This is a genomic window from Roseinatronobacter bogoriensis DSM 18756, assembly GCF_004366635.1.
Taxonomy (GTDB): domain Bacteria; phylum Pseudomonadota; class Alphaproteobacteria; order Rhodobacterales; family Rhodobacteraceae; genus Roseinatronobacter; species Roseinatronobacter bogoriensis.
This window is the reverse complement of the sequence record NZ_SORN01000008.1, coordinates 1-17,298: the sequence shown is the minus strand read 5'-3', so window position 1 is coordinate 17,298 and position 17,298 is coordinate 1. Positions and strand designations below refer to the sequence as shown.

Sequence of the window (17,298 nt, the reverse complement as noted above, 5' to 3'; positions counted from 1 at the left end):
CCTGCCCGCCCCCCGATGTCAACCGGATGCACGTCACCTCAACACCCGGAACCCGACATAACCATTTTCTTGCGTGAAATACTCGCGGGGGTCCGGGGGCGGCAGCCCCCGGGGTCAGCCGCCCCGCTTGGCCCGCAATTTGGCGAAATAGGCAAGACGTTTTGACAATTCGCGTTCAAACCCGCGTTCAAGCGGCTGATACAGGACGGGGCGCTTTACCCCCTCAGGAAAGTAGTTCTGCCCGGAGAACCCGTCTTCGGCATCATGATCATAATCATAACCTGCCCCGTAGCCCTGTTCTTTCATCAGCTTTGTAGGCGCATTCAGAATATGCTTAGGCGGGGGTTGCGATCCCGTCTGCTCCGCCAGTTTCAGCGCCGCCTTCCACGCGACATAGCCCGCATTCGATTTGGGCGCGAGTGCCAGGTAACTGACCGCTTGGGCCAGCGCCAGATCCCCTTCCGGACTGCCAAGCCGCTCATAGCTTTGCCAGGCCTCCAGGCAAACGGCCTGTGCCTGCGGATCAGCAAGGCCAATATCTTCAACCGCCATCCGCGTCAGGCGCCGCGCAAGATAGCGCGGGTCTTCGCCCCCCTCGATCATGCGTGCGAACCAGTATAGCGCCGCATCCGGGTCAGAGCCGCGCACCGATTTATGCAGCGCTGAAATCAGGTTGTAATGCGCGTCCCCTGACTTGTCATATTGCGCGGCACGCCGCATCAGGCGTTTTGACAATCCCGCGCTGTCCAGCTTCGCGCTCAGGTGCCAGCCCATAACCTGCTCGATCAGATTCAGCGCTGCGCGTCCGTCGCCATCGGCCATCTCCAGCAGCGCCTCACGCGCGGGGCCGTCCAGCGGCAAGGGGCGGCCAAGCTCCTGCTCGGCGCGTTGTGCCATCAGTTCAAGATCCGCGAGAGAGAACCGCTCCAGCACGATCACCTGCGCGCGCGACAAAAGTGCCGCGTTCAACTCGAAAGACGGGTTTTCCGTGGTGGCGCCTACCAGAATGATGGTGCCATCTTCCATATGCGGCAGAAAACTGTCCTGCTGCGATTTGTTGAAGCGGTGTATTTCATCCACAAACAGCAATGTGCCGCGCCCGTTCTGGCGGCGCATCTTTGCCTGTTCGAACACCTTGCGCAGATCAGGCACGCCCGTAAAGATCGCGCTGAGTTGCGTGAAATGCAGGTCGGTTTCATCGGCCAGCAGGCGGGCAATTGTCGTTTTGCCCACCCCGGGCGGCCCCCACAGGATGAGAGAGGCCAGTTGCCCGCTGGCCAGCATCGCCCCCAGCGGTCCATCACGGCCCAGCACTTTGTCCTGACCGATCACCTCGCGCAGGGTGCGCGGGCGCAGCCTGTCGGCAAGGGGGCGGGGTGCGCTTTCCGGCGCATCGTTTGAATGATCGAACAGGTCAGCCATTTGCGCAGTCTATCCCTGTTGCGCCCCTTGGGAAAGCTGCATCACAGGCGGAAGCGCAGGGCCACGCGGCGCCCATCGCGCAGAACCTCTATCCGCCAGTTGCGTGTCTGCTCTTGAGCCAGACGGACGACATCATCTGTGCTGGCGACTTCTGCGCCATTCATGGTCAGGATTATATCGCCCCTGCGCAAGCCCGTGCGTGCCGCAAAGTCTTCAAGCCCTGCGACCATGATCCCTTCCACCTCTGGCGCAAGGTTGTATTCGGAAATCACCGCCGGGTTGACCCGCACCACGGAAAGCCCGCGCAAGGCACTGCGCCCCTCCACATGGCGGGCCTGTCGATCCGGGGTATCGGGCGCGGCAATCAGATCAATTTGCGTGGTCCGCACTTCCTCCCCGCGCCGATAGGTCAGATCCGACTGTGCGCCAAGGCCACGGACCGACAAGCGAAACATCATCTCGGGCGCGGAATTCACCTCTTCGCCATCCACGCTCAGCACCACATCGCCCCGCAACAGGCCCGCTTTGGCAAGCGGGCTGTCCGGGTGCATTTCCAGAACGATCACCCCTTCGGGTGCGGCCTGATCGAAGGCATCGGCAAGCGCCGCATCCACGGCCTGTGCTGTTACGCCAGCCCAAGGGCGCGCGAATGTCGCCCGCCCATCGCGGGCCTGTTCGACAACGGCTGCCACCAGATTGGCCGGTATTGCAAAGCCTATACCATGCGATGCCCCCGAACGCGAAATGATGGCAGTATTCACGCCGACCAACCGCCCCTGCATATCGACCAGTGCACCGCCAGAATTGCCGGGATTGATCGGTGCATCAGTCTGAATGAAATAGCCGCGCCCCGACCCGACCGCGATCCCCGAGCGCGCCAGACCAGAGATGATCCCGCTGGACACTGTCTGCCCCACCCCAAACGGGTTACCTATGGCAAGCACAAGTTCGCCCACCTCGACCGCATCGGAATCGGCGAATTCCAAGCTGGGCAGATCGGACGCGCCGCGCAGTTTCAGCACAGCCAGATCGCTTTCCTCATCCGTAAGGATGATATCGGCATCATATTCTCGCCGGTCGTTCATCACGACCCTGATTTCGGTTGCGTTGCCGACAACATGAAAGTTCGACACGACAATCCCGTCATCAGACAGGATCACCCCAGACCCAAGCGCGTTCTGCACCCGCGGAGTGACCTGACCGAAATTCCGAAACAGATCACCAAAAAACGGATCATCCGCAAAAGGGCTACTGCGCTGCGCCACGATACGTTGCGCATAGATATTGACCACAGCAGGCGCGGCTTCGCGCACGACAGGCGCAAAACTTAACTGTACCTCGGTCAGGGAACTGGGCACGGTTTCGGCCTGCATAGGGCCGCTCCATGCAAGGGCCGCGCAAAAAGCTATCAGCGGGGCAAGACGCATAGCAAACCTCCGTGTCATTACTGCGGATATATAGGAATTCCCCGACGCCGAGTTCAATGCAAAAGGCCCGCTACAGATGTGCGGGCCTTTTTCAATCGTGCAAAGCTGATATCAAGCTTCGTTGGCTTCGGCTTCCAGACGGGCCAGGTCAGCGGCGCCCTTCGCATTCACATCGCGATCAACAAACTCGATGATCGCCATAGGTGCCATGTCCCCATAGCGGAAACCGGCTTTCAGAACGCGCACATAGCCGCCCTGACGGTCCTTGTAGCGTGGGCCAAGCACTTCGAACAGCTTGGCAACATGCATGTCCTGCTTAAGTTGTGCAGCGGCCTGACGGCGCGCATGCAGGTCGCCGCGCTTGGCCAGCGTGATCAGCTTTTCGATGATCGGGCGCAGTTCCTTGGCTTTGGGCAGCGTGGTCTTGATCTGCTCATGTTCAATGAGCGAGCCTGACATATTCGCAAACAGCGCCTTGCGGTGCTCGTGTGTGCGGTTCAGGCGGCGGTATCCTCTGGCGTGACGCATGTCATATCTCCTAAAACGTCATTTTTGCTTTGTCTGGCCAAGGCTGCGTGACCTTGGCTCTCCTTGGGGCGTGATCGCCCGGTCTTATGCAGGGCGCGGGGTTGGCCCCACGCCCTGCCAATCTCAGAACTGATCTTCGAAGCGCTTGGCCAGATCGTCGATATTCTCTGGCGGCCATTCCTCGACATCCATGCCAAGATGCAGGCCCATGCCTGACAGCACTTCCTTGATCTCATTCAGCGACTTGCGGCCGAAATTCGGCGTGCGCAGCATTTCTGCTTCTGTCTTCTGGATCAGGTCGCCAATATAGACGATGTTGTCGTTCTTCAGGCAGTTTGCCGAACGTACCGACAGTTCCAACTCGTCTACCTTTTTCAGCAGCAGCGGGTTGAATTCCAGACCGTCATCATCGTCCTTCGCACCAGCAGATTCAGGCTCGTCGAAATTGACGAAGATCTGTAGCTGATCTTGCAGAATACGCGCCGCAAACGCGACCGCATCTTCCGCGCTGACCGAACCGTCAGTTTCCACTTTCATGGTCAACTTGTCATAGTCCAGCACCTGCCCTTCACGGGTTGGCTGCACTTCATAGCTGGCCTTCTTGACTGGCGAGAAAATCGCATCAATCGGGATCAGGCCAATCGGCGCATCTTCCGGACGGTTCTTGTCGGCCGAAACATAGCCCTTACCAGTATTGACGGTCAGTTCCATGTACACCGAAGCGCCATCGTCAAGGTGACAGATAACCTGATCGCCGTTCAAAACCTCAATGCCCGCCGAAGTCTGAATCTCGGCTGCGGTCACAACACCGGGACCCTGCGCAGAAATCGAAATCCGCTTTGGCCCTTCAACATCCATCCGCAAGGACACGGATTTCAGGTTAAGAACGATATCGGTCACATCCTCGCGCACACCCGGCACGGAAGAGAATTCGTGAAGCACATTGTCGATCTGAACCGATGTGATCGCCGCACCTTGCAACGAAGACATCAGGACGCGGCGCAGCGCATTGCCAAGCGTCAGGCCAAAGCCACGCTCCAGCGGTTCGGCCACAACGGTCGCCTGACGCATGGGGTCAGCGCCCGGCTTGACCTCCAGCTGCGAAGGTTTGATCAATTCTTGCCAGTTTTTATGGATCATGCGTGTCGCCTCCATTCCTGTTGCTGCGCCATGTCCGTAACGCGGCAACGCCCGAGGATCAAAAATGCCAAAGCCAGACCGCGAAAACCACGCGGCCTGACCAAGGGTTAGCAGAAATCAGACGCGACGCCGCTTTGGCGGACGGCAGCCGTTATGGGCCATTGGTGTCACATCCCGGATAGAGGTGATGTTGAAACCAGCAGCAGCCAGGGCACGCAGTGCAGATTCACGGCCCGAACCGGGGCCCTGCACTTCGACTTCCAATGTCTTGACGCCATGTTCCTGCGCCTTCTTGCCTGCATCTTCCGCAGCAAGCTGGGCAGCATAAGGTGTCGATTTACGCGACCCTTTGAACCCCATTGTGCCGGCGGACGACCATGAAATGGCGTTACCCTGCACATCCGAGATCAGGATCTTGGTGTTGTTGAAGCTGGAATTCACATGTGCGACACCAGCAGCGATATTCTTGCGGACCTTGCGTTTGACGCGAGTCTTTTCACGAGCCATCGTTCAAACCTCCCCTTACTTCTTCTTGCCGGCGATTGCTTTCGCCGGACCTTTGCGCGTGCGCGCATTGGTATGGGTACGCTGACCGCGCACGGGAAGGTTGCGGCGATGACGCAGACCACGATAAGAACCGATGTCCATCATGCTTTTGATGTTCATCTGCACTTCGCGGCGCAGGTCGCCTTCAACTGTGAAATTCGCGTCGATATGTTCACGGATCGACAAGATCTCGGCATCCGACAATTCATTGATGCGGCGCGTCAGATCAATACCGACAGCGTTGCAAATTGTCTCGGCCGCTTTCGGGCCAATGCCATGAATATAGGTCAGCGCAATAGGAACGCGCTTTCCTGTAGGGATGTTTACGCCAGCAATACGTGCCACGCGGGAGCTTCCTTTCGTTGCGGTTCCGTAATCCCAGAACCTTTTTTCACAACACGGGCCGAATGCCCGCGTGCATCAAAAACGAATAACGCCCCGAGATCGAGGCGCGATTCGACTGTCGAGGTTTTCGCCTATGTCCTTTTCAAGATAAGGTCAAGAGGCCAGATATTCATTTGCCACCAAGCAGGTCTTTGAACGCCAACTCAACCAGCACGCGAACTCTGAACGTGAAGGGTTACCCGGGCATCTCAGTCGGCAAGTGGCGGGAAACTCGGCCCCGAAGAGCCGAGTAGAAAAGTGTTTTCACCGGCGCGACGGCGCCTTGGGCTTGCCCGTCGTGGTTCTCTTGCGCCCTTTGCCGCGAAGCTGGGACTTTTCAAGCAAACCCTCATACTGGTGTGCCACCAAGTGCGACTGAACCCTGTTGATCGTATCCATCGTCACCGACACCACAATCAGTACCGACGTACCGCCGAAATAGAACGGAATCGCAAGCTGTCCGCGCAGGATCTCGGGCAACAGACACACAGCCGCCAGATAGATGGCCCCCACCGTTACGATCCGGTTCACAACGTAATCCAGATATTCCTCGGTGCGCTTGCCGGGACGAATGCCGGGGATAAAGCCGTTCTGGTTCTTCAGGTTCTCGGCCACGTCTTCGGTCTTGAACGACACATTCTGCGTGTAGAAGAAAGTGAAGAAGATGATCATCACTGTGAAGAAGGCCAGATAGGCGGGCTGCCCAGGGCCGAAATAGGCCAGCACAGTCGCCATCAACTCGCTTTGCGAATTGCCGGAGAAGGTTGCAACGGTCGTAGGCAACAGCAGCAACGACGATGCGAAGATCGCAGGGATCACATTGGCAGGGTTCACCTTGATGGGCAGATGCGAAGCGCCGCCGTCAAATACTTTCATACCGACCTGACGGCGCGGATATTGGATCGTTATCTTGCGGATCGCGCGTTCCATGAAGACCACGAAGGCGATCACCGCAATCACCATGATGATGACGCCGACAATCACCGCTGGCGCAATGTCGCCTGTCCGGCCCTGGCTAAGGAACTGTGCAAGAGCGGCAGGCAATTCGGCGATAATACCGACAAAGATGATCAGAGAGATACCATTGCCGATGCCGCGTTCAGTAATCTGTTCACCCAGCCACATCAGGAACATTGTGCCCCCGACAAGCGTAATCACCACAGCAGAGCGGAAGAACCAACCCGGGTCTGTCGCCAAATCGCCCGCTTCAAGCGATACGGCGAGGCCATAAGATTGCCCGGTTGCCAATATAACAGTCAGATAGCGCGTGTACTGGTTCAACTTGCGCCGCCCCATCTCGCCTTCTTTCTTGAGCTGTTTCCACGGCTCGTACATCGCGCCAACCAACTGCACGATGATTGCGGCTGAAATGTAGGGCATGATGCCAAGGGCAAAGATACCCATCCGGCTGATCGCGCCACCCGTGAACATGTTGAGCATACCGCCGATACCGGCTGCGGCCTCATCCATGAACTCGCGCAGCGCCAGACCGTCAATTCCTGGCACAGGAATATAAGTCCCGATGCGATAAACAATCAGAAGCCCAAGCGCAAAAAAGATGCGGCGGCGCAGATCGGTGGCTTTCGCCAGCGCCCCCCAGCTTGTGTTGGCTGCAAGTGAATCAGAAGCAGATGCCATGCGCGTCTCTCTCTGTCATGTCAGCGCCGCCAAACCGGGGTACGGTCGGCGGCGCGAAAACCCGTATGCGGTCTGATGTAAGCGGCTAGGACGCCGCTCACAACCATTATTCGGCGGCCGCCTCTTCCTTTTTCGCCACAGGGGCGAGAATTTCGACAGAGCCACCGGCCTTTTCAACCGCTTCGACTGCCGATTTCGATGCGCCAGATACCTGCAAGTTTACTTTGCTGGTGATGTCACCCTTTGCCAGAACGCGCACGCCATCAAGCTTGCGACGCACCAGACCGGATGCGACCAGCGCATCTTCGGTGATCGCGTTGCCTGCGTCCAGCTTGCCTTCGGTGATGAATTTCTCGATCAGGCCAAGGTTTACGACAGCAAAAGACTTGCGATTGGGCTTGTTGAAGCCGCGCTTTGGCAAGCGCATATACAGCGGCATCTGGCCGCCCTCGTAGGACTTGATCGCAACACCGGAACGCGAGTTCTGGCCCTTGATCCCGCGGCCACCCATTTTGCCCTTACCAGAGCCGGGACCACGGCCAACGCGCATGCGCTTCTTGGTCGCACCGGGATTGTCACGAAGTTCATTCAGTTTCATGTCGCTTCTCCTTTTGCCGGAAAACCCTGCCAGCGACGGATCAGGGCAACGCGGCGTTGTTTTTACAATGAGAGGCCCCGGATAAACTCCGGGGCCAATAGGCTGTCACTTGGTTCAGCCGCGCTCTTCGACGATCTGCACAAGGTGTGGGATCGCGTTGACCATGCCGCGCACGGAAGGTGTATCTTCCAGTTCGCGGGTGCGGTGCATCTTGTTCAGGCCCAACCCTTTAAGGGTTGCGCGCTGGCTGGCGGGGCGACGGATCGGCGAACCGATCTGTTTGACCACGATGGTTTTTGCCATGACTCTGTGCTCCCCTTACGCGTCGACGGTTTCGGCTTCGGGCTTGCGCAGAATATCCGCAACCTTCTTGCCACGACGCTGCGCTACCTGACGCGGGCTGGCAGAATTGCGCAGCGCGTCAAAGGTCGCCCGAACCATGTTATACGGGTTCTGGCTGCCCTGCGACTTTGCCACGACATCTTGCAGACCCAGCATCTCGAACACAGCGCGCATTGGACCACCGGCAATAATACCAGTCCCCGGAACTGCTGTGCGCATGATCACTTTGCCGGCACCGTGGCGCCCTTCGATGTCATGATGCAGTGTACGGCCATCGCGCAGCGGTACACGGATCATCTGGCGCTTGGCCTGCTCGGTCGCCTTGCGGATCGCCTCAGGCACTTCTTTCGCCTTGCCCTTGCCGAAGCCTACGCGGCCGCGCTGGTCACCCACGACCACGAGTGCTGCAAAGCCAAAGCGTTTGCCGCCCTTGACGGTCTTGGACACGCGGTTGATCGCGACCAGACGATCGGCGAATTCCGGGGTTTCGTCGCGCTCGCGGCGGTCCCGGCGGTTTTCTCTTTCTGCCATAATCGTCTCCTCAGAACTTCAGGCCGCCTTCACGGGCAGCATCGGCCAAAGCCTTCACTTTCCCGTGAAAGATGAACCCACCGCGATCGAAATAGCATTCCTCGATGCCAGCGGCTTTCGCACGCTCTGCAATCGCGGCGCCAATCTTGGTGGCTGCGTCCTTGTTGTTGGTGCCTGCCAACCCGAAATCCTTTTCGAGTGTCGAGGCAGAAGCCAGGGTCACGCCGTTCGCGTCGTCGATCAGCTGAACGCTGATGTTCTTGTTCGAACGGTGCACCGACAGACGCGGACGTCCGTTGGCCGTTTTCTTGATCTTGTTCCGCACGCGCAAGCGGCGTTTCTGGAACAGCTTTTGCTTTGTGTTCGCCATCTGTCGCGCCCTTACTTCTTCTTGCCTTCCTTACGGAAGATATACTCATCCTTGTAGCGGATCCCCTTGCCCTTATAAGGTTCGGGTGAGCGCCACTTGCGGATATTCGCAGCACATTCGCCAACGGCCTGCTGGTCCATGCCCTCGACAACGATCTCGGTCTGTTTCGGAACCGTAACAGAAATGCCCTCAGGCACTGTAAAGATCACTTCGTGGCTGTAACCAAGCGACAGCTTCAGGTCTTTGCCCTGCATCGCGGCACGATAACCAACGCCGACCAGTTCAAGCTCTTTCTTGAACCCATCAGTCACGCCTTGCGCAAGGTTGGCCACCATCGAGCGGGTCATACCCCACTGCTGGCGGGCACGCTTGGACAGGCCGCGCGGTTTGATCGTGACGACATTGCCATCAAGAATGATATCCACATCGTCACCAGCGGTGAAGCTGCGGGTACCTTTCGGACCTTTGACCTCGATGGTCTGGCCCTTGACCTGAGCCGACACACCCGAAGGCAGTTCGACAGGCTTTTTGCCAATACGAGACATCTCAGCCCTCCTCAGAACACACGGCAGAGCACTTCGCCACCAACATTGGCTGCGCGCGCTGCTGCATCGGACATGACACCCTTGGGCGTCGAGACCACCGAAATACCCAGACCGTTGCGGATCTGCGGGATTTCACGAACACCGGAATAGACGCGGCGACCGGGGGTCGAGATACGCTTGAGTTCGCGGATCACGGGCTGGCCATCGGCATATTTCAGCGAAATTTCCAGCTCAGGGTGACCAGCGTCCGAAGTCGCATGCTCATAGCCACGGATGTAGCCTTCGTCTTTCAGCACATCCAGCACCCAGGCGCGAAGCTTGGAAGCAGGTGTGCGAACGGTGGATTTGCCACGCATCTGCGCGTTGCGGATGCGGGTCAGCATATCGCCGAGAGGATCGTTCATCATCTTGCGATCTCCTTACCAGCTCGACTTGACCATGCCCGGAATCTGACCCTTGGAGGCCAGATCACGCAACGCGATCCGCGAAAGTTTAAGTTTGCGATAGTAGGCTTTCGGACGACCTGTCAGCTGGCAGCGGTTATGCAGGCGCGTCTCGGAAGAGTTGCGCGGCAGTTGTGCCAGTTTCAGGTTCGCTTTGAAACGCTCTTCCATCGGGCGTTCTGCGTCGGCAGCGATAGCTTTCAGCTCAGCACGCTTGGCGGCATATTTCGCCACCAGCTTCTGACGCTTCTTTTCGCGCTCGACCATTGCTTTCTTAGCCATTGGTTCTCTCCCTCTCGCGTCAGCTGGTGAAGGGCATGTTGAAAGCTTTCAACAATGCCTTTGCTTCAGCGTCGGTTTTCGCGGTGGTACAGATGATCACGTCCATCCCCCAGACTTCGTCGATCTGATCGAAGTTGATTTCAGGGAAAACGATATGTTCCTTGATGCCCATGGCGTAGTTGCCACGGCCGTCAAATGACGTGCCTTTCACACCGCGGAAGTCGCGCACGCGCGGCAGCGCCACAGTGATCAGACGGTCAAGGAATTCATACATACGCTCACCGCGCAGAGTAACTTTGACCCCCAAAGGCATTTCTTCGCGAACGCGGAAACCAGCGATCGAGTTGCGTGCCTTGGTGATGACAGCTTTCTGGCCAGCAATCGCAGTCAGATCAGCTTGTGCCGATTTGATCTTCTTGCTGTCCTTGACGGCTTCGCCGATGCCCATATTCAGCACGATCTTGTCGAGCTTCGGGATCATCATGTCGTTCTTGTAGCCGAATTCTTCTTTCATCGCAGGCCGGACTTCGTTTTTGTAAACAGTCCGCAAACGAGGGGTATAGTTTGCTACATCAAGCATCAGATTGCCTCCCCGGTTGTCTTGGCGAAACGCACTTTCTTGTCGTCTTCCACGCGGAAGCCAACGCGCGTTGCCTTGCCATTGCCATCAACCAGCGCGAGGTTTGACAAATCGATCGGCATTGCCTGTGGCAAACGGCCACCCTGGCTTTGCTGTGTCTGCTTGGTGTGGCGGATCGAGATGTTGATCCCGTTCACGATGGCCTTGTTGTCCGCAGGCATGACGCGATCAATCTCGCCAGTCTTGCCTTTGTCCTTGCCCGCAAGCACGATGACCTTGTCACCTTTTTTGAGTTTCGCAGCCATTACAACACCTCCGGCGCGAGCGAGATGATCTTCATGAAGTTCTTCGCGCGCAGCTCACGCACCACCGGCCCGAAGATACGGGTACCGACAGGCTCGCCAGCATTGTTGAGGATGACCGCAGCATTGCGGTCAAAGCGAATTGCGGTGCCATCTTCACGACGGACTTCCTTCGCTGTGCGGACGACGACGGCCTTGCGCACGTCGCCTTTCTTAACACGGCCCTTCGGAATTGCTTCCTTGACCGATACCACGATGATGTCGCCTACGGACGCATAGCGCCGCTTGGACCCACCGAGGACCTTGATGCACTGAACCCGGCGTGCGCCAGAGTTGTCAGCTACATCCAGATTGGTCTGCATCTGGATCATTTAGGTTTCTCCCGACCTTTGGGCATCACGCCCAGGGTTTCGACAAGACTGGATGAGTCTGGCTTACGCTTCCGCGTCGACCAGAACCTCCCAGCGTTTCGTCTTCGAAATTGGCGCACATTCGACGATGCGAACTGTATCACCAACCTTGAACTGGTTCAGCGGATCATGCGCGCGATATTTTTTCGTGCTCCGAACCGTTTTCTTCATCATTGGGTGCGTGAAGCGGCGCTCGACCAGAACCGTTACGGTCTGTTCATTCTTATCGCTCGTCACCTTGCCTTGCAAAATGCGTTTGGGCATGGCCTGGCTCCTTAATTCGCCGCCGCGACGCGGGCTTTTTCGTTGAGGATAGTCGAAACGCGCGCAGCGTCCCGACGAACTTTGCGGATGCGGGCTGTGTTATCCAGCTGGTTGGTCGCCTTCTGGAAGCGCAGATTGAACGCTTCCTTTTTCAGCGACACCAGCTCGTCACGCAGCTGATCCGGGGTCTTGTTACGCAGATCTTCGGCTTTCATGGCCTTTTCCTTCAGTCAACATTCACCGGCGAGCCCCCTGTGACAGGGTCACCCTGATTCCCGGCGGAGATGGATGAGCGCGTCCTATAGGCCGGATACGCCCGAATGGCAAGCATTTTGCCTAAAAGAATATGTCCCGGCCTGTAACGGGCCGGGACATCTGGTTTGGTGACGTGCCGCGCTTACCAGTCTTCGCGCGCAACAACACGGGTCTTGATCGGCAGCTTCATCGCTGCCAGACGCAGCGCTTCGCGGGCAATGGCATCATTGACGCCATCAATCTCAAACATGACGCGGCCCGGCTTCACTTTGGCGGCCCAGAAATCGACCGAACCCTTACCTTTACCCATACGAACTTCGGTCGGTTTCGACGTGACCGGGACATCGGGGAAGATACGGATCCAGACGCGACCCTGACGCTTCATGTGACGCGTCATGGCACGGCGTGCGGCTTCGATCTGGCGCGCCGTAATGCGCTCTGGCTCGACAGCTTTCAGGCCATAGCTGCCAAAGTTCAGGTCAAACCCGCCCTTTGCCTCGCCATGAATGCGGCCTTTATGCTGTTTGCGGAACTTGGTCCGTTTTGGTTGCAACATGGTGTCTCTCCTTCAAGCGGATCAGCGACGCGGGCGCTGTGCGCCGCCGCTGTCCTGAAGTTCCTGATGACGGCGGTCACGAGCCTGAGGATCATGTTCCATGATCTCGCCCTTGAAGATCCAGACCTTGACACCGATGATCCCGTAAGCGGTTTTCGCCTCGGAATGCGCGTGGTCGATATCGGCACGCAGCGTGTGCAGCGGCACGCGACCTTCACGGTACCATTCTGTCCGCGCAATCTCTGCGCCGCCCAAACGACCGGCCAGGTTAACACGGATACCAAGGGCACCCATGCGCATGGCGTTCTGAACCGCACGCTTCATCGCACGACGGAAGCTGACCCGACGCTCCAGCTGCTGGCAAATGCTTTCTGCCACCAATTGCGCATCCAGTTCGGGCTTGCGCACTTCAACGATGTTGAGGTGCAGGTCCGAGTCGGTGAGGTTGGCAAGTTTCTTGCGCAGCGTCTCGATATCCGCGCCTTTCTTGCCGATGATAACACCGGGGCGTGCGGTATGGATCGTGACGCGGCACTTCTTGTGCGGACGCTCAATGATAACACGGCTAATACCAGCCTGCTTGCATTCATCATTGATGAAATCGCGGATCTTCAGATCCTCAAGCAGCAGGTTGCCGTAATCCTTGCTTTCAGCGAACCAGCGGCTGTCCCAGGTACGGTTTACCTGAAGGCGCATGCCAATCGGATTGACCTTCTGACCCATTATGCTTGCTCCTCGACCTGGCGAACCTTGATGGTCAGCTCTGAAAACGGCTTCATGATCTTGCCAAACCGGCCACGTGCACGCGGACGACCGCGCTTCATGACAAGGTTCTTGCCAACCCAGGCTTCGGCAACGACGAGTTCATCAACGTCCAGCCCGTGGTTGTTTTCAGCATTGGCAATCGCCGATTGCAGGCACTTCTTGACGTCGCCTGCAATGCGCTTCTTTGAGAAGGTAAGGTCTGTCAGGGCCTTGTCCACTTTCTTGCCGCGGATCATGGCCGCAACAAGGTTCAGCTTCTGCGGCGACGTGCGCAGCATACGCGTTTTGGCCATGGCCTCATTCTCGGCCACGCGGCGCGGATTTGTCTCTTTACCCATGGCTTATTTCCGTTTCGCTTTTTTGTCGGCTGCGTGACCGTAATAGGTCCGCGTCGGCGAATACTCACCGAACTTCTGGCCGATCATGTCCTCGGTCACATTGACAGGAATATGCTTCTTGCCGTTGTAAACACCGAACGTCAGGCCCACGAACTGGGGCAGGATGGTCGAACGGCGTGACCAGATTTTGATAACTTCATTGCGACCCGACTCGCGTGACTTCTCCGCCTTTTTCAAGACGTAAGCGTCAACGAAAGGGCCCTTCCAAACTGAACGTGCCATGGATTAGCGACCCTTCTTCTTCGCGTGACGTGACCGCAGGATATACTGATCGGTCTGCTTGTTCGAGCGCGTCTTGCGACCCTTGGTGTCCTTACCCCAAGGCGTCACTGGCGTACGACCACCCGAGGTCCGACCCTCACCACCACCATGGGGGTGATCGATCGGGTTCATTGCAACACCACGTACCGACGGGCGCTTGCCCTGATGGCGTGTGCGGCCAGCCTTGCCGAAATTCTGGTTGGAATTGTCGGGGTTTGAAACCGCACCAACAGTCGCAAAGCATTCCTGACGCACCAGACGCAACTCGCCCGAAGACAGCCGGATCTGAGCATAGCCACCATCGCGGCCCACGAACTGCGCATAAGTGCCAGCAGCACGCGCGATCTGACCACCCTTGCCGGGCTTCATCTCGATATTGTGCACGATCGTCCCGATGGGCATACCCGAGAAGGGCATTGCGTTGCCAGGCTTGATGTCAGCCTTCGCAGAGGCAACAACCTTGTCACCAACAGCCAGACGCTGGGGCGCAAGGATATAAGCCTGCTCGCCATCTTCATATTTGATCAATGCGATAAAGGCGGTGCGGTTCGGGTCATATTCGATCCGCTCCACAACAGCCGGAACGTCAAGCTTCGCGCGCTTGAAATCCACGATACGATAAAGACGCTTTGCGCCCCCACCAATGCGGCGTGCTGTAATACGTCCGGTGTTGTTCCGACCACCCGATTTGGTCAAGCCTTCTGTGAGGGCCTTGACCGGGCGACCTTTCCAAAGCTCCGAACGGTCGATCAGCACCAACCCACGTTGGCCAGGCGTCGTCGGTTTATACGACTTGAGTGCCATGCTTTCTGTCTTCCGTGTGCTCTGGACCAATTGGTCCGGTTTCAGTCAATCCGGCGCCGCAGCGCCAAATAACCAGCGGCCCCGATTGCGCCGGGGCCGCTGAGTCGTTCAGTCCTTTATCAAAGCCCGGTCGTGACGTCGATAGCATTTCCCTCTTCGAGGGTGACATATGCTTTCTTAACGTCCTTGCGGCGTCCGGGCATCCCCTTGAACCGCTTGACCTTGCCTTTGGTAATGGTCGTGTTCACCGCTTTGACCTTCACACCAAAGATTGCCTCGATGGCATCCTTGATCTGGGGTTTATTCGCGTCGATCGCCACTTCGAACACCACAGCATTGGCTTCAGAAGCCATTGTGGCCTTTTCCGTGATGACCGGCTTGCGGATCACATCGTAATGCTTGGCCTGTGCGCTCATGCTAACCGAGCCTCCAGTGCTTCAAGTCCGGCACGCGTGATCACCAGCGTATCACGGCGCAGGATGTCATAAACATTGGCACCCATCGACGGAAGCACATCAACCCCTTCAAGGTTGCGTGCGGCGCGGGCGAAATTCTCATTCACCTCTGCCCCATCAATGACCAGCGCCTTTTTCCAGCCCAGCTCCTTGGCCGCCTTGGCCAGAACAGAGGTCTTGGCTTCAGCCATCTCTGTTGTGTCCAGAACGATCAGCTTGCCGCTGCCTGCCTTGGCCGAAAGCGCCATGCGCAAACCAAGCGCACGAACCTTCTTGGGCAGATCAAACGCATGGCTGCGCGGCGTCGGGCCTTTGTAGACACCACCCTTGCGGAAGATCGGAGCATTCCGGTCACCGTGACGTGCGCCACCTGTGCCCTTCTGGCGATAGATCTTCTTGGTCGAGTAGCTGGTTTCCGAGCGGGTCTTGACCTTGTGGGTGCCAGCCTGGGCTTTCGCCCGCTGCCAGCGCACCACGCGGTGCAGGATATCGGCGCGAGGCTCAAGGCCAAAGATGGCCTCATTTAGCTCGATCTCGCCGGCATTGCCTGCCTGCAGATTGACAACGTCGAGTTTCATCTCACTCGCCTTCCTTCTTCTCGGCTTCGATCGAAGCTTCGGCCTCTTTCAGGGCAGCTTCCTGCTCTGCGGCCTCAGCTTCCAGCGCAGCCTGACGTGCGGCCTCTTCCTCGGCTGCAGCGGCAGCAGCAGCTTCCTCAGCGGCCTTGCGTGCGGCGTCAGCGGCGGATTTCAGAGCGGCGGGCAGAATGGCATTCTCAGGGAACGGCTTTTTGACCGCATCCTTGATCGTCACCCAACCACCACGCGAACCCGGCACGGCACCCTTGACCATGATCAGGCCGCGGTCGCTGTCAGTCTTCACGACTTGCAGGTTCTGCGTTGTCACGCGGGCAGCGCCCATGTGACCGGCCATCTTCTTGCCCTTGAACACCTTGCCCGGGTCCTGACACTGACCGGTCGAACCATGCGAACGGTGGCTGATCGACACACCATGCGACGCCCGAAGGCCGCCGAAGTTGTGGCGCTTCATCGCACCGGCAAAGCCCTTACCGATCGAGGTACCGGCGACATCGACAAACTGACCTTCAAAATAGTGGTCAGCCGTGATCTCTTCACCGACTTCAATCAAGTTCTCGGCACTGACGCGGAATTCGGCCAGCTTGCGCTTGGGCGCAACATTGGCTTTCGCGAAATGACCACGCATCGGTGCGGCAACGCGCTTTGCCTTTGCAGCACCAGCACCCAGTTGAACAGCCGAATAGCCGTCCTTTTCAGCAGTGCGTTGGGCAACAACCTGCAACCCGTCCAGTTGAAGGACAGTTACGGGAATTTGCCGCCCGTCCTCCATAAACAGCCGGGTCATTCCCAGCTTCTTTGCGATAACTCCAGAGCGCATTGTCCTGGCTCCTTAAACTTTGATCTCGACATCAACCCCGGCAGCGAGGTCGAGCTTCATCAGCGCGTCCACAGTCTGGGGGGTCGGATCGACGATATCGAGTAGGCGTTTATGCGTGCGGATTTCCCACTGGTCGCGCGACTTCTTGTCGATATGCGGGCCACGCAAAACGGTGAATTTTTCGATCTTGTTCGGCAGCGGGATTGGCCCCCGAACCTGGGCACCCGTACGCTTGGCCGTATTAACGATTTCCTGTGTGCTGGCATCCAACACGCGGTAATCGAAGGCCTTTAGCCGAATGCGGATATTCTGACCTTGCATCTTGCTGTTCCTTCGGAAGGGAAGATGCGTGGGTTTCCACGCATCTGACCTGCTTGATTATTCGATGATCTTCGACACAACACCAGCGCCGACGGTGCGGCCGCCTTCGCGGATGGCGAAGCGTAGCTTCTCTTCCATCGCGATGGGCGCGATCAGCTCAACCTCGAATTTCAGGTTGTCGCCGGGCATCACCATTTCCGTGCCTTCAGGCAGTTTCACAGTGCCGGTCACATCCGTTGTGCGGAAGTAGAACTGCGGACGGTAATTCGCAAAGAACGGTGTGTGACGACCGCCTTCTTCCTTGGTCAGGATATA

Annotated in this window: 29 protein-coding genes; all 29 read right to left on the bottom strand. The window is 57.7% G+C overall.

The features are described from left to right. Window positions 1-114 precede the first annotated feature (114 nt). Window positions 115-1,422, bottom strand: a complete 1,308-nt coding sequence (locus tag EV660_RS14745; protein WP_071479262.1) for a replication-associated recombination protein A — start codon at window positions 1,420-1,422, stop codon at window positions 115-117. Between the two features lie 41 nt (window positions 1,423-1,463). After that, window positions 1,464-2,849, bottom strand: a complete 1,386-nt coding sequence (locus EV660_RS14740; protein ID WP_071479261.1) for a trypsin-like peptidase domain-containing protein — start codon at window positions 2,847-2,849, stop codon at window positions 1,464-1,466. Between the two features lie 111 nt (window positions 2,850-2,960). Further along, a complete protein-coding gene (gene rplQ / locus EV660_RS14735; RefSeq protein ID WP_071479260.1) occupies window positions 2,961-3,377 on the bottom strand; it encodes a 50S ribosomal protein L17 in 417 nt (138 codons plus the stop codon). 123 nt (window positions 3,378-3,500) lie between these two features. Continuing rightward, window positions 3,501-4,517 carry a DNA-directed RNA polymerase subunit alpha gene (locus EV660_RS14730; RefSeq protein WP_071479391.1) on the bottom strand — a complete coding sequence of 339 codons (1,017 nt, stop codon included), beginning with the start codon at window positions 4,515-4,517 and terminating at the stop codon, window positions 3,501-3,503. Window positions 4,518-4,634: 117 nt separating this feature from the next. Then, on the bottom strand, window positions 4,635-5,024 hold the full coding sequence (gene rpsK / locus EV660_RS14725; protein ID WP_071469555.1) for a 30S ribosomal protein S11: 390 nt from the start codon (window positions 5,022-5,024) through the stop codon (window positions 4,635-4,637). A 15-nt stretch (window positions 5,025-5,039) separates the two neighbouring features. After that, window positions 5,040-5,408 carry a 30S ribosomal protein S13 gene (gene rpsM / locus EV660_RS14720; RefSeq protein ID WP_071479259.1) on the bottom strand — a complete coding sequence of 123 codons (369 nt, stop codon included), beginning with the start codon at window positions 5,406-5,408 and terminating at the stop codon, window positions 5,040-5,042. Between the two features lie 303 nt (window positions 5,409-5,711). Then, complete coding sequence (gene secY / locus EV660_RS14715) at window positions 5,712-7,085, bottom strand: preprotein translocase subunit SecY (protein WP_071479258.1); 1,374 nt, start codon at window positions 7,083-7,085, stop codon at window positions 5,712-5,714. Between the two features lie 106 nt (window positions 7,086-7,191). After that, window positions 7,192-7,683 (bottom strand): 50S ribosomal protein L15, encoded by a 492-nt coding sequence (rplO, locus tag EV660_RS14710; protein WP_071479257.1) that lies wholly within the window; start codon window positions 7,681-7,683, stop codon window positions 7,192-7,194. Between the two features lie 114 nt (window positions 7,684-7,797). Then, the gene (gene rpmD, locus EV660_RS14705; RefSeq protein WP_071479256.1) at window positions 7,798-7,986 is read right to left on the bottom strand and encodes a 50S ribosomal protein L30; all 189 of its coding nucleotides are present in this window, start codon (window positions 7,984-7,986) and stop codon (window positions 7,798-7,800) included. A gap of 15 nt (window positions 7,987-8,001) precedes the next feature. Further along, a complete protein-coding gene (gene rpsE / locus EV660_RS14700; protein ID WP_071479255.1) occupies window positions 8,002-8,556 on the bottom strand; it encodes a 30S ribosomal protein S5 in 555 nt (184 codons plus the stop codon). A 10-nt stretch (window positions 8,557-8,566) separates the two neighbouring features. Next, entirely contained in the window at window positions 8,567-8,926 is a 360-nt protein-coding gene (gene rplR / locus EV660_RS14695) for a 50S ribosomal protein L18 (protein WP_071479254.1), read from the bottom strand. Between the two features lie 11 nt (window positions 8,927-8,937). Then, window positions 8,938-9,471 (bottom strand): 50S ribosomal protein L6, encoded by a 534-nt coding sequence (rplF, locus tag EV660_RS14690; protein WP_071479253.1) that lies wholly within the window; start codon window positions 9,469-9,471, stop codon window positions 8,938-8,940. A gap of 11 nt (window positions 9,472-9,482) precedes the next feature. Next, window positions 9,483-9,875 carry a 30S ribosomal protein S8 gene (gene rpsH, locus EV660_RS14685; RefSeq protein WP_071479390.1) on the bottom strand — a complete coding sequence of 131 codons (393 nt, stop codon included), beginning with the start codon at window positions 9,873-9,875 and terminating at the stop codon, window positions 9,483-9,485. Window positions 9,876-9,890: 15 nt separating this feature from the next. Beyond that, window positions 9,891-10,196, bottom strand: a complete 306-nt coding sequence (rpsN, locus tag EV660_RS14680; RefSeq protein WP_071479252.1) for a 30S ribosomal protein S14 — start codon at window positions 10,194-10,196, stop codon at window positions 9,891-9,893. A 19-nt stretch (window positions 10,197-10,215) separates the two neighbouring features. Further along, the gene (gene rplE, locus EV660_RS14675; protein ID WP_071479251.1) at window positions 10,216-10,776 is read right to left on the bottom strand and encodes a 50S ribosomal protein L5; all 561 of its coding nucleotides are present in this window, start codon (window positions 10,774-10,776) and stop codon (window positions 10,216-10,218) included. After that, window positions 10,776-11,081, bottom strand: a complete 306-nt coding sequence (rplX, locus tag EV660_RS14670; protein ID WP_071479250.1) for a 50S ribosomal protein L24 — start codon at window positions 11,079-11,081, stop codon at window positions 10,776-10,778. Before rplX ends, rplE begins: the two co-directional genes overlap by 1 nt. Continuing rightward, window positions 11,081-11,449, bottom strand: a complete 369-nt coding sequence (gene rplN, locus EV660_RS14665) for a 50S ribosomal protein L14 (protein WP_071469567.1) — start codon at window positions 11,447-11,449, stop codon at window positions 11,081-11,083. The genes rplX and rplN overlap by 1 nt, the downstream gene beginning before the upstream one ends. 63 nt (window positions 11,450-11,512) lie before the next feature. Beyond that, window positions 11,513-11,752, bottom strand: a complete 240-nt coding sequence (rpsQ, locus tag EV660_RS14660) for a 30S ribosomal protein S17 (protein ID WP_071479249.1) — start codon at window positions 11,750-11,752, stop codon at window positions 11,513-11,515. 11 nt (window positions 11,753-11,763) lie between these two features. Beyond that, a complete protein-coding gene (rpmC, locus tag EV660_RS14655) occupies window positions 11,764-11,967 on the bottom strand; it encodes a 50S ribosomal protein L29 (protein WP_071479248.1) in 204 nt (67 codons plus the stop codon). A 182-nt stretch (window positions 11,968-12,149) separates the two neighbouring features. Next, window positions 12,150-12,563, bottom strand: coding sequence for a 50S ribosomal protein L16 (gene rplP / locus EV660_RS14650; RefSeq protein WP_071479247.1), 414 nt, complete (start codon window positions 12,561-12,563; stop codon window positions 12,150-12,152). A 21-nt stretch (window positions 12,564-12,584) separates the two neighbouring features. Next, window positions 12,585-13,286, bottom strand: a complete 702-nt coding sequence (gene rpsC / locus EV660_RS14645; protein ID WP_071479246.1) for a 30S ribosomal protein S3 — start codon at window positions 13,284-13,286, stop codon at window positions 12,585-12,587. Then, complete coding sequence (rplV, locus tag EV660_RS14640; RefSeq protein ID WP_071479245.1) at window positions 13,286-13,666, bottom strand: 50S ribosomal protein L22; 381 nt, start codon at window positions 13,664-13,666, stop codon at window positions 13,286-13,288. The genes rpsC and rplV overlap by 1 nt, the downstream gene beginning before the upstream one ends. A gap of 3 nt (window positions 13,667-13,669) precedes the next feature. Beyond that, the gene (gene rpsS / locus EV660_RS14635) at window positions 13,670-13,948 is read right to left on the bottom strand and encodes a 30S ribosomal protein S19 (protein ID WP_071469573.1); all 279 of its coding nucleotides are present in this window, start codon (window positions 13,946-13,948) and stop codon (window positions 13,670-13,672) included. A 3-nt stretch (window positions 13,949-13,951) separates the two neighbouring features. Then, window positions 13,952-14,791: a 50S ribosomal protein L2 gene (gene rplB, locus EV660_RS14630; protein WP_071479244.1), complete on the bottom strand. Its 840-nt coding sequence runs from the start codon at window positions 14,789-14,791 to the stop codon at window positions 13,952-13,954. Between the two features lie 119 nt (window positions 14,792-14,910). Beyond that, complete coding sequence (locus tag EV660_RS14625) at window positions 14,911-15,207, bottom strand: 50S ribosomal protein L23 (RefSeq protein WP_071479243.1); 297 nt, start codon at window positions 15,205-15,207, stop codon at window positions 14,911-14,913. Then, the gene (rplD, locus tag EV660_RS14620; protein ID WP_071479242.1) at window positions 15,204-15,824 is read right to left on the bottom strand and encodes a 50S ribosomal protein L4; all 621 of its coding nucleotides are present in this window, start codon (window positions 15,822-15,824) and stop codon (window positions 15,204-15,206) included. Before rplD ends, EV660_RS14625 begins: the two co-directional genes overlap by 4 nt. A gap of 1 nt (window position 15,825) precedes the next feature. Beyond that, the gene (gene rplC / locus EV660_RS14615) at window positions 15,826-16,662 is read right to left on the bottom strand and encodes a 50S ribosomal protein L3 (RefSeq protein WP_071479241.1); all 837 of its coding nucleotides are present in this window, start codon (window positions 16,660-16,662) and stop codon (window positions 15,826-15,828) included. A gap of 12 nt (window positions 16,663-16,674) precedes the next feature. Continuing rightward, window positions 16,675-16,983, bottom strand: coding sequence for a 30S ribosomal protein S10 (gene rpsJ, locus EV660_RS14610; RefSeq protein WP_071469578.1), 309 nt, complete (start codon window positions 16,981-16,983; stop codon window positions 16,675-16,677). Window positions 16,984-17,040: 57 nt separating this feature from the next. Further along, window positions 17,041-17,298: EF-Tu C-terminal domain-related protein (locus EV660_RS14605; RefSeq protein WP_446430595.1), on the bottom strand; the 258-nt coding region annotated here is incomplete at its 5' end.

Bases quoted from the DNA above. Each gene is read 5' to 3' on its own strand.
- rplB (WP_071479244.1), bottom strand. From the start codon at position 14,791: ATGGCACTCAAGTCGTATAAACCGACGACGCCTGGCCAACGTGGGTTG.
- rpsC (WP_071479246.1), bottom strand. From the start codon at position 13,286: ATGGGTCAGAAGGTCAATCCGATTGGCATGCGCCTTCAGGTAAACCGT.
- secY (WP_071479258.1), bottom strand. From the start codon at position 7,085: ATGGCATCTGCTTCTGATTCACTTGCAGCCAACACAAGCTGGGGGGCG.
- rpsQ (WP_071479249.1), bottom strand. From the start codon at position 11,752: ATGCCCAAACGCATTTTGCAAGGCAAGGTGACGAGCGATAAGAATGAA.
- rplQ (WP_071479260.1), bottom strand. From the start codon at position 3,377: ATGCGTCACGCCAGAGGATACCGCCGCCTGAACCGCACACACGAGCAC.
- rplO (WP_071479257.1), bottom strand. From the start codon at position 7,683: ATGAAACTGAATGAACTTCGTGACAATCCCGGTGCGACCAAGAAGCGC.
- rplC (WP_071479241.1), bottom strand. From the start codon at position 16,662: ATGCGCTCTGGAGTTATCGCAAAGAAGCTGGGAATGACCCGGCTGTTT.
- rpsK (WP_071469555.1), bottom strand. From the start codon at position 5,024: ATGGCTCGTGAAAAGACTCGCGTCAAACGCAAGGTCCGCAAGAATATC.
- rplX (WP_071479250.1), bottom strand. From the start codon at position 11,081: ATGGCTGCGAAACTCAAAAAAGGTGACAAGGTCATCGTGCTTGCGGGC.
- rplN (WP_071469567.1), bottom strand. From the start codon at position 11,449: ATGATCCAGATGCAGACCAATCTGGATGTAGCTGACAACTCTGGCGCA.
- rplF (WP_071479253.1), bottom strand. From the start codon at position 9,471: ATGTCTCGTATTGGCAAAAAGCCTGTCGAACTGCCTTCGGGTGTGTCG.
- rpmD (WP_071479256.1), bottom strand. From the start codon at position 7,986: ATGGCAAAAACCATCGTGGTCAAACAGATCGGTTCGCCGATCCGTCGC.
- EV660_RS14625 (WP_071479243.1), bottom strand. From the start codon at position 15,207: ATGAGCGCACAGGCCAAGCATTACGATGTGATCCGCAAGCCGGTCATC.
- rpsJ (WP_071469578.1), bottom strand. From the start codon at position 16,983: ATGCAAGGTCAGAATATCCGCATTCGGCTAAAGGCCTTCGATTACCGC.
- EV660_RS14740 (WP_071479261.1), bottom strand. From the start codon at position 2,849: ATGCGTCTTGCCCCGCTGATAGCTTTTTGCGCGGCCCTTGCATGGAGC.
- rplE (WP_071479251.1), bottom strand. From the start codon at position 10,776: ATGCTTGATGTAGCAAACTATACCCCTCGTTTGCGGACTGTTTACAAA.
- rpsE (WP_071479255.1), bottom strand. From the start codon at position 8,556: ATGGCAGAAAGAGAAAACCGCCGGGACCGCCGCGAGCGCGACGAAACC.
- rplD (WP_071479242.1), bottom strand. From the start codon at position 15,824: ATGAAACTCGACGTTGTCAATCTGCAGGCAGGCAATGCCGGCGAGATC.
- EV660_RS14745 (WP_071479262.1), bottom strand. From the start codon at position 1,422: ATGGCTGACCTGTTCGATCATTCAAACGATGCGCCGGAAAGCGCACCC.
- rplR (WP_071479254.1), bottom strand. From the start codon at position 8,926: ATGGCGAACACAAAGCAAAAGCTGTTCCAGAAACGCCGCTTGCGCGTG.
- rpsN (WP_071479252.1), bottom strand. From the start codon at position 10,196: ATGGCTAAGAAAGCAATGGTCGAGCGCGAAAAGAAGCGTCAGAAGCTG.
- rplV (WP_071479245.1), bottom strand. From the start codon at position 13,666: ATGGGTAAAGAGACAAATCCGCGCCGCGTGGCCGAGAATGAGGCCATG.
- rplP (WP_071479247.1), bottom strand. From the start codon at position 12,563: ATGTTGCAACCAAAACGGACCAAGTTCCGCAAACAGCATAAAGGCCGC.
- EV660_RS14730 (WP_071479391.1), bottom strand. From the start codon at position 4,517: ATGATCCATAAAAACTGGCAAGAATTGATCAAACCTTCGCAGCTGGAG.
- rpsH (WP_071479390.1), bottom strand. From the start codon at position 9,875: ATGAACGATCCTCTCGGCGATATGCTGACCCGCATCCGCAACGCGCAG.
- rpsS (WP_071469573.1), bottom strand. From the start codon at position 13,948: ATGGCACGTTCAGTTTGGAAGGGCCCTTTCGTTGACGCTTACGTCTTG.
- rpmC (WP_071479248.1), bottom strand. From the start codon at position 11,967: ATGAAAGCCGAAGATCTGCGTAACAAGACCCCGGATCAGCTGCGTGAC.